General features: G+C 57.1%; 11 protein-coding genes. 9 read left to right on the top strand and 2 right to left on the bottom strand.

What is annotated here, in order from left to right:
* Positions 1-257 precede the first annotated feature (257 nt).
* Positions 258-1451, bottom strand: coding sequence for a DUF3238 domain-containing protein (locus tag DZC51_RS14260; protein ID WP_157297016.1), 1194 nt, complete (start codon positions 1449-1451; stop codon positions 258-260).
* Positions 1452-1594: 143 nt separating this feature from the next.
* On the opposite strand from DZC51_RS14260, the gene DZC51_RS14255 reads away from it, so the two are divergent.
* The 3 genes from DZC51_RS14255 to DZC51_RS14245 all read left to right on the top strand — a co-directional run bounded on the left by DZC51_RS14255 (position 1595) and on the right by DZC51_RS14245 (position 4511).
* Entirely contained in the window at positions 1595-1984 is a 390-nt protein-coding gene (locus tag DZC51_RS14255) for a nuclease-related domain-containing protein (protein ID WP_232524153.1), read from the top strand.
* On the top strand, positions 1912-2529 hold the full coding sequence (locus DZC51_RS14250; RefSeq protein WP_157297013.1) for a hypothetical protein: 618 nt from the start codon (positions 1912-1914) through the stop codon (positions 2527-2529). Before DZC51_RS14255 ends, DZC51_RS14250 begins: the two co-directional genes overlap by 73 nt.
* A gap of 281 nt (positions 2530-2810) precedes the next feature.
* Positions 2811-4511, top strand: coding sequence for a hypothetical protein (locus tag DZC51_RS14245; RefSeq protein ID WP_157297011.1), 1701 nt, complete (start codon positions 2811-2813; stop codon positions 4509-4511).
* A gap of 40 nt (positions 4512-4551) precedes the next feature.
* Here DZC51_RS14245 and DZC51_RS14240 read toward each other — a convergent pair whose 3' ends face one another.
* Entirely contained in the window at positions 4552-5154 is a 603-nt protein-coding gene (locus DZC51_RS14240) for a GNAT family N-acetyltransferase (RefSeq protein ID WP_157297009.1), read from the bottom strand.
* Between the two features lie 333 nt (positions 5155-5487).
* Here DZC51_RS14240 and DZC51_RS14235 point away from each other — a divergent pair, with 333 nt between their 5' ends.
* From DZC51_RS14235 to DZC51_RS14210, 6 genes are all read left to right on the top strand, one after another.
* On the top strand, positions 5488-6006 hold the full coding sequence (locus tag DZC51_RS14235) for a CtsR family transcriptional regulator (protein WP_157297007.1): 519 nt from the start codon (positions 5488-5490) through the stop codon (positions 6004-6006).
* Between the two features lie 45 nt (positions 6007-6051).
* Positions 6052-6600 (top strand): UvrB/UvrC motif-containing protein, encoded by a 549-nt coding sequence (locus tag DZC51_RS14230; protein ID WP_157297005.1) that lies wholly within the window; start codon positions 6052-6054, stop codon positions 6598-6600.
* Positions 6587-7660, top strand: coding sequence for a protein-arginine kinase McsB (mcsB, locus tag DZC51_RS14225; protein WP_157297003.1), 1074 nt, complete (start codon positions 6587-6589; stop codon positions 7658-7660). Before DZC51_RS14230 ends, mcsB begins: the two co-directional genes overlap by 14 nt.
* Before the next feature lie 225 nt (positions 7661-7885).
* A complete protein-coding gene (gene clpC / locus DZC51_RS14220; protein WP_157297001.1) occupies positions 7886-10348 on the top strand; it encodes an ATP-dependent protease ATP-binding subunit ClpC in 2463 nt (820 codons plus the stop codon).
* Positions 10349-10431: 83 nt separating this feature from the next.
* Entirely contained in the window at positions 10432-11805 is a 1374-nt protein-coding gene (radA, locus tag DZC51_RS14215) for a DNA repair protein RadA (protein WP_157296999.1), read from the top strand.
* A gap of 372 nt (positions 11806-12177) precedes the next feature.
* Positions 12178-13254 (top strand): PIN/TRAM domain-containing protein, encoded by a 1077-nt coding sequence (locus DZC51_RS14210; RefSeq protein ID WP_157296997.1) that lies wholly within the window; start codon positions 12178-12180, stop codon positions 13252-13254.
* The last annotated feature ends 44 nt before the right edge of the window (positions 13255-13298 follow it).

Raw genomic sequence — 13298 nt, 5'->3', positions numbered from 1 at the left:
ACCGGCCTGACGGCCGGTCAATCCAAGGGAATTTAAGGGGCAAAACACTCGAAAAATCCACATAAATGACAAAACGTACCCAGAAAGATTTCATCTGGGTACGTTTTGTCTACAGTCTGAACCGCGGATTTCCGCGGTTTTTTCATGCCCTCTTCCGGGAAATTGTCGATTCCTGTTTTATTTCCCGGGAAATATGATGGAATTTGCGATTATTTCCCGAAATAAAGCAGGCCGCCAATGTCCGGCGGCCTGCTTTATTATTCGAAGTTTGACGAGATCCAGTGCTGGTAGGCGATCACTTCCGACATATGGGCCAGGCCCTTTGAGGCCGCCCGGTGAATCGGTTCCCAGCCATCCCCTTTATCAAGGTAGACTTCATGGTGGGGGGCCTGATCATGGTAGCCCGTCACGTGGAATGTGCCATGGCGGCGCAGGATGGCATGGACCTCATAGTCGATCTGCGGGGCAGGGGTCAGCGGGTTTCCGACGGAGTGTTTCAGTTCAAAGCCGAACTCTCTTCCGTCATGTTCGAGCGGTTCAATTGTGAAATCGTCGACTGACGCGGTTCCTTCCTCACGCTGACGGCCTGACAGCCCGTAGGCGACCGTCTTGCCTGCCTCTTTCCGGAAAACGAGCGGGTAGCCCGGGTCCTTGTAGGATAGCGTCACGTCACCGCGCGTTCGGAATGACTCGCCTTCCGGGTCAAAGTCCCGGCCGTCTCCCTTGAACGTCCGGTTAGGGGAGAGTACGTTCGGATTGTTGATGAATTTCTCCTCGAGGAACGTTGTATACCGCATCCGCCAGCGCTCGACCGGTTCGGGTTCGCGCCATTCTTCCACCGGCAGGAGAAGCTTTGACGGCTGGCCGATCACTTTTGTGATCCAGAACTCCTCCTTCACATCTTCCTGTGTGCTTGATTCCGGATTGAACTTTCCGGCGATGCGGCCAAGGATCGATTTGCCCGAGCTCAACGGCTCTTCCGCCTTGCGTGCCGGGCGGCTTGTCCGGATCATATAGGAGGTCCGTTCGTCCGGCACTTCCCGGTCGATAAAATAGCAGTCCTCGGTTTCTTTCACAAGATCACCGTTTTTAAATACAGAATAGGTTTCCGCTCCCCGGACCTTCTCCCAGGAAAGGGCCACCTGCGATTTGGCAACGATGGTCGTAAATACAAGATAGCGGAGAGGGTTAAGGGCATCCTTTTCCGCTTTCAGTGCGGAAGTCTGCATCATGATAACGTCCTCGGTCCGGTTGTTTCGGATCCGCTCGATGGCGTAGTGATACATCTTGCCGTCTTTTACGTACTCATCGGTGAAGTCGCACACCGGGCCTTCCTGGCGAAGTTCGCCTTCCTTGTAAACCCGGTATTCATCGCCTGTATCGTCCCATTCAAAGGTGATCACACCGGGACGGTGCGTCACCGAGCGGATTTCAAATTTTTCCGGTTCCAATCAGCTCACTCCTTTTCGTGACAAGGTCTGCTGCTTCGAGTATCGGGAGTCTCTTGTTCGTGTATACCCCGAAAAGCGGTCCGATACTGCATGGAGTTTCTGATTGAATCGGGTACTATGGAGATGGAGGTGATCGGTTGATCATGAAAAACCGGGCGAGGCCCGGAATCGAGCGGATATGTGATGCCGGGCTGCGCAGGGTCAGGCCGGGTCATCCGGTTGTCGGTAAGCTGACTGAACGCAGGAAACAGGCAGAGGCCGGCTTCGGCGGAGAAGAGCGGGTCGACGCGGCGCTCCGGGAGTTCCGCCACCCCGATCCGATCCGGATATTCCCGGATCTCGGGCTCACATGCGGCTCCAGGTTTCAGCTTGACACGCTTTTGCTTTCCCGCTCCTGGGCATGCATTCTCGAAGTCAAAAACATCTCAGGCCGCTCCGTGATCAGGGACATCCCCCTCAATTGGTCCGGGTCACCAAGGACGGTCATGAAGAAGCGCTTGGCAGCCCGTTTGCCCAGCTGGACAGCCACCTGATGCTGTTCAGGGACTGGCTGCATGAGCGCAATACCCCCATTCCTGTATACGGCGCCGTCGTCTTCGCCTATCCAAGCCAGATGGTCGAAGCGGCCGCCGCTCCACATCCCATTCTCTTCCCGAACAATATTCCGTATTACTTGCGCAATCTTTCCGCACAGCCCGTGCTGGATGAACATGAATTGGACGACCTTGCCCGGCAAGTACTTGCTGCGCATCGACCTTATGTACAGCGGCCACTTTGCACTATGTACCCTCAAGTGAGCCGGGCGGACATCCGTACCGGCGTCATTTGTCCCGAATGTGGAGGCTTCGGCATGCGGTGGCGCGACCGCGCGTGGCACTGCGTCTGCGAGTGTGTCTCCCGCTCCGCTCATATTGAAGCACTCCAAGACTGGTTCCTCATCTTCGGCGGTGAACTCACAAATGAGGAGTGCCGGAGGTTTCTTGGCGTGGAGGATCGGCACGCCGCAAGAAGGATGATGAAAAGTGCGGGGCTGATTGAAAAAGGAAAAGGCCGATGGAAAACATATCATCAACAATGAAGAGCTTGGAGCACTCTGAGAGGGTGCTCTTTTTGATGAGCGCGCATAGAAGTGCCGTAAGCGCGCATAGAAAACGAATAACCGCGCATAGAACATCCACGAGCGCGCATAGAACGCCGGGAACCGCGCATAGGATCCTATGCGCGGTCATCTGGTAGTGCCACTTTGCACCCCACAACTCTGGACAGGCCCACGCTCCATTAAAATTGCCCATTCATGAAACCATCGCGCCCTTTTCAACGTAGAAAGACTACATACTCCAAAAAGAGAGGGTTTTCCTCATGCTGAATTTATTGTTGTTTTCCGTGATCGCCGGCCTGGTGCTTGCACTGCTGGCAGTGCCGTTCCGGGCGACACGCGACATCAAAAAGGACGGACACAAAGTGACGGAGCCGGTGAACACGGTGCCGCTCCTGATCGGTTCCGCCGTCACGTTCGCGATCATTACGTTTGCGGTTTATTACTTCCTCAACCTCGACCGCAACTGGACATCGCTCTGGCCGGCTGTCGTCATTGCGGCTGTGATCGGTGCGGCATCCGCTGCCAGGGGAATGGAGCGCAAGGCGCGCACAATCGTGTCGCTTGCGGCGCTCGCATTCGCAGCCTACTTCCTGGCCGCGCCGCTCTTTAACGCCGATGACAAATACAAGGCGGTCGAGATGGATCAGCAGGTCGAAATCAGCGCGTTCGACGAGACAAAGACGCCTGCCAGCGTGCCGCCGAAGTTTGCACGCAACAAGATGAAAAAGGCGTTCGGACAGGTTCCGAACACCAGCTACTACGAGCTCGGCGAACTGCAGATACAGAAAGTGGAGGGGGAGTTCGTCTACATTGCGCCGGTCGAGTTTGCCGGGTTCTTCAAGTGGATCAACGGCGACACGACCCCCGGTTACTTTAAGATGAGCGCGACGGATTCTTCCGACAATCCGAAGTTCGTGAAGTCCGAGATGGCCTACACGCCGTCGTCCTACTTCCACAAGAATGTCGAGCGCCATATGCGCATGGCGGAGCCGGGCCTCATCTTCTACGGAGATGCCCAGCTGGAGATCGACGACGAAGGCAAGCCGCATTATATCCGCTCGTACGGAAAGTTCATCTCCGCGCGGAACGGCTTTGACGTGAAAGGGATCGTCACCGTCGACCCGGCAACCGGCAAGACTCAGCGTTATGCCATAGGGGATGTGCCCGAGTTCATCGACGGCGCCGTATCGCCCGAGGCCGTCAGCCTGGCGAACAGCTACTTCGGGAAGTACGTCCATGGCTTCTGGAACTCGCTGTTCGGCAAAAAAGACGTGAAGCTGCCGTCTGACGAAGGAACCGAGGCGAATGTAAGCCCGGTATTCGACGAGACCGGCCATATGTATTACTTCACCGACTTCACGAGCCCGAAAGAAGGGGTCGACTCGATGCTTGGCTACGCGCTCACCGATGCACGGACGGGTGAGGCGATTTACTACACGGGCAATCTTGAAGAGTCGTACATGGACTCGCAGGGAACGCTCCAGATCATCGAGAAGAAATTCATCGAGAAAAAATGGTCCGGCGAGATGCCGGTGCTGTACAACTTCTATGGCGAGGCCAGCTGGCTGACGCCGGTGCTCGACCAAAACGGCTTCCTGCAAAACTACTTCATCGTCTCGGCGGCGAATCCCGAGATATCCGTTTTCGCGGGCACGCCGAACGAAGCCCTCAAGCTGTACAAGACGGCGCTCCAGCGCGGCGGTTCGACCGTGGACGGATCTTCGGGGGCAGAAGAGGCCAAAGCCGCCGTCACTGTCCAGCGCGTCTATAAGGAACGCGCAGGCGACTTCACGCTCGTGTCGGTCCTGGCAGAAGACGGGCGGAGCTTCCTCGCTTCCACTGAAACGGTGCCGCTTGCGGTCTACATCCAGGAAGGCGACCGGCTGGATATCACCTACCTCGAGACCGGCGAATTGTTCCTCCCGGTTAAAGAAATGAAGAACACGACCATCGGACAATAAAAGAAAGCCCTCCGCGTGCTGCGGAGGGCTTTCTTCTGCATTATGCGGAGACCGTGAACGGCTCCAAAATATCTTCTTTCCGGCTCTCTTCCTCATGGAAGTCGAATACTTCATCGGTGTGCTCATAGGAGCCGCCATAAAAATCCTCGTCTTTGTAGGTGTGGATTTCCTCGTACGTCTTGCGCATATGGTCATAGATGGCCTGTTCGACCGTTTCTTCACCTTCATGGTTCGGAGCCCAGTAGAGAATCTCGAGGTCGGTCTTTTCGCCGGTCGCCAGCGAGCGGCGGCTGTAGCCGATGCGGCGGGCGTGGGCGAATCCGTTCCTGGCATAGAACTTCAGCCGCTTTGCGGTATCGGTATCGTCATAATCGACGGGTTCGACTTCGAGGATGATCGGTTTATTTTTGGCTTTGAGCTTTTCAATCAGCTTTCCGCCGAGTCCCTGGCCTCGCGACTTCGACGAAACGAACAGATAATCGACAAAGAGAAACTCGTCGAATTCTGCGTACATGAGCACGTGATAGGGCCCCTCGTCCTTGCCGTACACGCCTTCCTTATCCTTAAGGAGAGTCTCCATATGGTCCCTGGACTTCATTTCTTCCACGGGGAAATATTCATTGAGCTTGTCGTACCAATTCAAATTGAATCGCCTCCGGTATGTTTTGGTGTCATCCGGGGTTTTTGTTTGGGGGGAGATCAAATGAGGAAAAAAACAGATGAGAAAAAATCCTCGCCACGTTCCGGCGGGAAGCCGGCAAACTTGCGTCGGAGATCATGAAAACGCAGTCCACATCCCTTTCTTTACCTGTTTAAAACCAGAATAAACCTCTTTTTTGTAAAAAAATCGTCCGGACTAAAAAAACCCTATCCCGGACCGCGCAAAAACTTTGCGGATGCATGTATAACGTCGTATAATTAAGTCAAAGATAGTCAAAGTCAATCGAGTTCATGTGCCTTGGAAAGAGGTGAAACCATGCGGAACATCTCAGACATCATTGAAGGATATCTCAAGTCGATTCTCGAACAAGAACAGGACGGGATGGCGGAGATCAAGCGGAGTGAAGTCGCGGAGAAATTCCAGTGCGTCCCTTCGCAGATCAACTATGTCATCAAGACCCGGTTCACGACGGAGCGCGGCTATATGGTCGAAAGCAAGCGGGGAGGCGGGGGATACATCCGAATCGTCCGTGTCCGGCCGAACAGCCGGATCGACCTGATTGAGCAGATCGTCGAGGGACTGAACGGCGGATCTACCCAGTCGATGGCCGAGGATATCATCCGGCGCCTTATCGATGAGGATATCCTTACGGAGCGCGAGGCAAACATGATGCATGCCGCCGTGCACCGTCTGACGCTCATGTCGCAGCTTCCGGAACGGGATCTGCTCCGCTCCCGGATCATGCAGGCAATGCTCAGCACATTTAAATATGAGGCGGCAGGCGGCCCGGTGAACAAGCAGGGCGGCTCCGCCGAAGACGGAAAAGGCAATTGACCCCGGCCGGCACCCGTGTGCCGGCTTCTGAAAGAGGTGTGTTCGTTGATCTGTGACAACTGCCATGAACGGCCGGCTTCGGTCGTTGTGACCCAGAGCAAAAACGGAAAAACCGAGGAGCGGCATCTGTGCGATGTGTGCGCTGCGCACTTCCAGCCGTTCCAGGGAGACTTCGGGGGGGACCCGCTCGGCATCCAGCAGTTTCTCCAGAACTGGTTTGCCGGCCCGGAAGCGTTTCAGAAGACCGCGCAGCCCCAGGTCAGCAGCGGTCCCGAATGCCCGAACTGCGGCCTGACATTCCGCCGCTTCATCGAGCGCGGGAAATTCGGCTGCGCGGAGTGCTACAGCGCATTCCGCAAAGAGCTGCCCGAAGTGTTCAACAAGGTCCAGGGCGGCCATACGAGGCATGAAGGCAAGGTGCCCGCTTCCTACAGCGGAAGGATTGCCGCCGAACGGAAGATCAAGGACCTGAGAAGACAGATGAAGGAAGCGATCAACCAGGAGGAATTCGAGCGGGCTGCACAGCTCCGGGACGAAGTCCGGGAACTGGAGCGCAGCCTGGAGGAAGGGGGCGGACAGGATGTCGTCGATTGAAAACTTCCTTAAAAATGCGGTCACTCCGTGGATGGGGCCGAAGGGCGAGTACTCGAATATCGTCATGTCGACTCGCGTCCGTCTTGCGCGGAACCTGAAAGGCTTCCGTTTCCCGCTTGATTTCAGCCGGGAAGAGGCGGAAGAGGTCGAACAGAAAGTCGCCGCCGCACTCGAAGGCATGGAAGACTTTTCTCATATCCCGATGGAAAGTGTACCTGCGATCCAGCGGCAGGCGCTCGTCGAAAAGCATCTGATCAGTCCGCAGCTGGCGGACCCGGAGCGGCCCGGATCCGTCATCCTATCAGGAGACGAATCGGTTTCGATCATGGTGAACGAAGAGGACCATATCCGGATCCAGGTGATCTATCCGGGCCTCCACCTCATGGAGGCGTTCGACCGTGCAAACGACATCGACAACCGGCTTGAAGAAGCCCTGCCGTACGCATTCGACGGGGACTTCGGCTATATCACCAGCTGCCCGACAAACACGGGCACGGGCCTTCGGGCCTCGGTCATGCTGCACTTGCCGGCGCTTTCCATCACGAGCAACATGGCTAGAATCGCCCAGGCGGTCGCCCGTCTCGGCATGACGGTGCGCGGCAGCTACGGCGAAGGCTCAGATGCTCTCGGCAATGTCTACCAGGTGTCGAACCAGATGACGCTCGGGAAATCGGAGCGGGACATCCTGATGGACCTGCGGGATCTGACGGAAAGGCTGATCGAGCAGGAGGAGCGGGCGCGCCGCGCTCTCCGGGAGCATTCACCGATGAAGCTCGAGGACCGTGTCTGGCGGTCGTACGGAATCCTTACGAACGCCCGCGTACTCGCGACCGACGAAGCGGCGAACCGCTTGTCGGATGTTCGGCTCGGCATCGATATGGGCATCATCCCGGATGTCGATGTGTCCGTCCTGAACGAGCTTATGATCTTCATGCAGCCCGCGTTTCTCCAACAGTATGCGGGAGAAACTCTTCACCCTGGCGAACGCGACGTCTTCCGGGCGAAGCTGATCCGTGAGCGGATCGGCATGGGCAGACAGTCCGGCGGCGCGGAAGACTGACCCTCAGGATGGAAAGCGTCGTCCGAGCATATGTTTTGTACGGGGAAGCACTCCGGTTTATAATGGTCAAAGAAGGTCAAACAGCACCTTCCCGAAAGAGTTGTCCCGGTTCTTCCGTTTCCGGTTTGATGCCGGACGGTTTGGGGGAACCTTTTATCATATAACCAGAATCAAAGTTCATCAGGATCTGCATAAATGATAATTAAGAGAAGAGAGGGATTGTGTATGATGTTCAACCGCTTTACGCAACGCTCACAGAAAGTTCTCCAGCTTGCGCAAGAAGAAGCGATCCGGATGCGCCATGATGCCATCGGGACCGAACATATTCTCCTGGGCCTCATCCGTGAGGGCGGCGGCATCGCCGCAAAAGCGCTCGAGGCGATCGGGGTTAATTTCGAGACGATTGAAGAAGGCGTCGAAAAGCTCGTCGGCACCGGCGACCGCGAAGTCGGCCCGATCATTCATTACACGCCGCGCGCAAAAAAGGTCATCGAGCTGTCGCTTGATGAATCCCGCAAGCTCGGCCATTCCTATGTCGGTACGGAGCACCTCCTCCTTGCGCTGATCCGCGAAGGGGAAGGGGTCGCGGCGCGTGTCCTCGCCAATGCCGGCGTTTCGCTGAACAAGGCCCGCCAGCAGGTGCTCCAGCTGCTCGGATCGAACGAGAATGGACAGGGGTCGCAGGCGGGCGGCGGCAATGCTTCCGCCAGCACGCCGACGCTCGACTCCCTTGCGCGTGACCTGACCGAAATTGCCCGTGAAGGCACGCTTGATCCGGTCATCGGACGCTCCAAGGAAATCACACGCGTGATTGAAGTCCTGTCACGCCGGACGAAAAACAACCCGGTCCTCATCGGGGAACCGGGTGTCGGCAAGACGGCGATCGCAGAGGGTCTCGCGCAGCAGATCGTCAACAACGAAGTGCCGGAAACACTCCGCGACAAGCGCGTCATGACACTCGACATGGGCACCGTCGTCGCCGGTACGAAATACCGTGGTGAGTTTGAGGACCGCCTGAAGAAAGTGATGGAGGAAATCCGCCAGGCGGGCAATATCATCCTCTTCATCGACGAGCTCCATACGCTGATCGGCGCCGGTGGTGCGGAAGGCGCAATCGACGCGTCCAACATTCTGAAACCGGCCCTTGCACGCGGCGAGCTCCAGTGCATCGGTGCGACGACGCTCGATGAGTACCGCAAGTACATCGAGAAGGATGCCGCGCTCGAGCGCCGCTTCCAGCCGATCCAGGTCGACGAGCCGAATGTCGAGGACACGATCAAGATCATCCACGGCCTGCGCGACCGCTACGAAGCACACCACCGTGTGAAGATTACGGACGAAGCCGTCGAAGCGGCAGCCAAGCTGTCCGACCGCTACATTTCCGACCGCTTCCTCCCGGACAAGGCGATCGACCTGATCGACGAGGCCGGTTCCAAAGTCCGCCTCCGTTCGTTCACGACGCCGCCGGACCTGAAGGAACTCGAACAGCAGCTCGACAGCGTCCGCTCCGAGAAAAACGCGGCCGTCCAGAGCCAGGAATTCGAAAAAGCCGCTTCGTTCCGCGACAAAGAGCAGAAGCTCAAAGATGAGCTGGAGCGGACGAAGGAAGAGTGGAAAGAAAAGCAGGGCAAGAAAGAATCTGAAGTGACCGTCGAGGACGTGGCGCAGGTCGTCTCCATGTGGACCGGCGTTCCGGTCTCGAAGATCGCGGAGACCGAAACCGCGAAGCTCCTCAACATGGAAGAAGAGCTTCACAAGCGCGTCATCGGCCAGAACGAAGCGGTCGACGCGATTTCCCGGGCCATCCGCCGCGCGCGTGCCGGCCTGAAAGATCCGAAGCGCCCGATCGGCTCGTTCATCTTCCTCGGACCGACCGGTGTCGGTAAGACGGAACTTGCCCGCGCACTTGCCGAAGTGATGTTCGGCGACGAAGACGCGATGATCCGAATCGACATGTCGGAGTACATGGAGAAACACTCCACGTCCCGCCTCGTCGGTTCGCCTCCGGGCTATGTCGGCTTCGACGAGGGCGGACAGCTCACAGAGAAGGTCCGCCGCAAGCCGTACTCGGTCATCCTGCTGGATGAGATCGAGAAAGCACACCCTGACGTCTTCAACATCCTCCTTCAGGTTCTTGAAGACGGCCGCCTGACCGATTCCAAGGGCCGCACGGTCGACTTCCGCAATACGGTCGTCATCATGACGTCGAACGTCGGTGCGGAAACGCTCAAGCAGAATAAGTACGTCGGCTTTAATCTGCAGGACGGCAAGCGCGACCACAAGGACATGAAGGATACAATGCTCGGAGAGCTGAAGAAAGCCTTCCGTCCGGAGTTCCTGAACCGTGTGGACGAAATGATCGTCTTCCACTCGCTCGACAAGGAAGAGCTCGGCCAGATCGTCAACCTGATGGCCGACCAGCTCACGAAGCGCCTGTCCGAGCAGGACATCGAGCTTGTCATCACGGAGGCCGCGAAAGAACGGATCGCCGAAGAAGGGTACGATCCTGAATACGGTGCCCGCCCGCTCCGCCGTGCGCTCCAGAAGAACGTAGAAGACCGGCTTTCCGAAGAACTTCTGAGAGGCGAAGTGCTTGCAGGACACAAAGTCGTCTTTGACGTCGACGCAGACGGCCAGTACACGGTCCGCGCCGAAGAGCCTGCAACTGCAGGCAGCGCAAAAAAATGATATAATCAATCTATCAAACAAATGGTTCAGACATCCCGTCCGCATTCCGCGGCGGGATGTCTTTTCCGTACCTGGAGGTACAAATGGCCAAGAAGAAGACAAAGTTCATGTGCCGGGATTGCGGATACGAGTCTCCGAAGTGGATGGGCCGCTGCCCGGGCTGCGGCGAATGGAACACGATGGACGAGGAAGTGGCGATTGTCGGGAAGGCCGCGCGCGGAGGCGCCTTCCGGACCGAGGCGGGGCCTGCAGGCAAGGCGTCCCCGATCACCTCGGTCGAGACGCAGGAAGAGCCGCGTGTCGAAACGGCGTTCGGCGAGCTGAACCGCGTGCTGGGCGGGGGCGTGGTGCCGGGCTCGCTTGTCCTGATCGGCGGCGATCCGGGAATCGGCAAATCTACACTCCTGCTTCAGGTATCATCGCTTCTTGCCGAAAAGGGACGGCGCGTCCTTTATATCTCCGGCGAGGAATCGGTCCGCCAGACCAAACTCCGTGCGGAGCGGATCGGCGTCACCTCTCCGGAACTTTATATCTATTCCGAGACCGACATGGAGCATATCCGGCTGTCGATCGAGGAACTGAAGCCGCAGTTTGTCATCGTCGACTCCATCCAGACGGTCCACCACCCGGATGTCACGTCCGCGCCGGGCAGTGTCTCCCAGGTTCGAGAGTGCACAGCCGACCTGATGCGGATTGCAAAAACGACCGGGACGGCCATCTTCCTCGTCGGACACGTGACGAAAGAAGGGCAGATCGCGGGTCCCCGTCTTCTCGAGCATATGGTCGACACGGTCCTTTACTTTGAAGGCGAACGCCATCACACGTACCGGATTCTCCGCAGCGTGAAAAACCGGTTCGGTTCGACAAACGAGATGGCCATTTTCGAGATGATCCAGTCCGGGCTGAAGGAAGTGCTGAACCCTTCCGAGCTGTTCCTGGAAGAGCGCTCGCAGGGAGCGGCGGGCTCCGTCGTCGTCGCCTCGATGGAAGGCACGCGGCCGATTCTCGTCGAAATCCAGGCGCTTGTCACACAATCCAGTTTCAACTATCCGAAGCGCATGGCGACAGGCCTGGACCAGAGCCGCGTGTCGCTTCTCATGGCCGTGCTTGAAAAACGGATGAACATGCTGCTCCAGACGCACGACGCCTACATCAAGGTGGCGGGCGGCGTGAAGCTCGATGAGCCGGCGATCGACCTCGCCGTCATGACGAGCATCGTCTCGAGCTTCAAGGACACCCCCGTCAGCCAGTACGACGTGTTTGTCGGCGAAGTCGGGCTGACCGGGGAGATCCGCCGTGTGTCCCGCATCGAACAGCGTGTCCAGGAAGCGAAAAAGCTCGGATTCAAACGCGCCATCGTCCCCGCATCGAACCTGGGAGGTTGGGATTATCCGGAAGGCATCCAGGTTGTCGGCGTCAGCACTGTCGCCGAAGCGCTGGGAGAGGCATTCAAGTAAGCGGGTTTTATTGAGAGATTCACGATCTTGGGTGAAGCGGTGACGAATTTTGGTGAAACGTTGACAATCGTCCGCGGCTTGCCGGAAAACCCGGCCCTCACGCACGAAACGTTGCGGCATAGATTAAAACAAGGCGGTCCCGTTGCATATACATGCGGCGGGGCCGTTTTTTGGTTTCGGGAGGGGCGGGAAGGGGAAGGATTTGAGGATCCGGACTGTCCGGATCACTTCGCCACGGGCGGCGCCTCTTCATAAGGAACTTCTTTCCTCCCCGGGCGTCCGAATAATTATGGAAATCTTTTGGTTTTCATCCCTCTCCGGAAGGAAGTCCGGGGGTCGAACGTGTATACTTTAAACAAGGAGGTGAAAACCATGCTGAACTTTTTTGTAAAGGTTGCCTATGCACTGATCGGGGCCACGCTTGGTGCCATTTTTCTTCCGTCATTATTCGAACTTTTATCCGTTAACCAGCTATGGCTCACCAATGCCTATACTTCCGCATTAATCGGTGCCATTCTTTTTTATCTGCTGAGCCTCGTGCTGACAGAGCCGACCGTACGATCAATCAAGTGGCTTGAGGAGCGTCTTATGAAAGCGCCCGTGCTTGACCTGCTGTTCGGAACGGTCGGTATGATCATCGGTCTGATTGTTGCGTTTCTGCTGTCTTTCGCAGTCGGCGCAATCCAGTTCCCGCCCATCACGGACATTTTGCCGGTGATCCTCTCCGTGCTTCTCGGCTACCTCGGTTTCCAGTTCGGCTTCCAGAAGCGTGAAGAGCTGATCCAGACGTTCACGAGAAGCGGGGAAAAGAAAAAAGACGGTGTACAGCCGCCTTCCGAATCAACGGCAAGCCAGAAAATCCTCGACACGAGCGTCATCATCGATGGCCGGATTGCGGACATTTCGGAAACCGGTTTTCTGGAGGGCGAGCTGGTCATCCCCCAATTCGTCCTGACCGAACTGCAGCACATCGCGGACTCATCCGACTCACTTAAGCGGACGAAGGGGCGCCGGGGGCTCGACATCCTGAAGCGGATCCAGGACGACCGTCAGACCGTCATCACCGACGAAGACTTTGATGACGTGAGCGAAGTCGACATGAAGCTTGTCCGCCTGGCAAAGAAAAACGGCGGGGTTGTCGTGACAAACGACTTCAACCTGAACAAAGTGTGCGAACTGCACAATGTCCGGGTACTCAACATCAACGACCTGGCAAATGCCGTGAAGCCGGTCGTCATCCCGGGCGAGGAAATGCGCGTCACCGTCATCAAGGAAGGCAAGGAAGCCAATCAGGGAGTCGCTTACCTGGACGACGGGACGATGATCGTTATCGAAAACGGGAAAAACCAGATCGGCAAGACGCTCACCGTTGCGGTGACAAGTGTGCTGCAGACGTCTGCGGGACGGATGATCTTTGCCCGGCCGCGTGACGTGAAAGCGAAAAACTGACGGAAGGCAGGGCCCCGGCCCTGTCCTTTCGCTTGATGGAGTGG

Origin of the sequence: Bhargavaea sp. CC-171006 (assembly GCF_009761675.1) — a bacterium.
Lineage (GTDB): Bacteria > Bacillota > Bacilli > Bacillales_A > Planococcaceae > Bhargavaea > Bhargavaea changchunensis.
This window is presented reverse-complemented; position numbering and strand designations above follow the sequence as displayed.

Bases quoted from the DNA above. Each gene is read 5' to 3' on its own strand.
- DZC51_RS14255 (WP_232524153.1), top strand. From the start codon at position 1,595: ATGAAAAACCGGGCGAGGCCCGGAATCGAGCGGATATGTGATGCCGGG.
- DZC51_RS14245 (WP_157297011.1), top strand. From the start codon at position 2,811: ATGCTGAATTTATTGTTGTTTTCCGTGATCGCCGGCCTGGTGCTTGCA.
- DZC51_RS14235 (WP_157297007.1), top strand. From the start codon at position 5,488: ATGCGGAACATCTCAGACATCATTGAAGGATATCTCAAGTCGATTCTC.
- mcsB (WP_157297003.1), top strand. From the start codon at position 6,587: ATGTCGTCGATTGAAAACTTCCTTAAAAATGCGGTCACTCCGTGGATG.
- clpC (WP_157297001.1), top strand. From the start codon at position 7,886: ATGATGTTCAACCGCTTTACGCAACGCTCACAGAAAGTTCTCCAGCTT.
- radA (WP_157296999.1), top strand. From the start codon at position 10,432: ATGGCCAAGAAGAAGACAAAGTTCATGTGCCGGGATTGCGGATACGAG.
- DZC51_RS14210 (WP_157296997.1), top strand. From the start codon at position 12,178: ATGCTGAACTTTTTTGTAAAGGTTGCCTATGCACTGATCGGGGCCACG.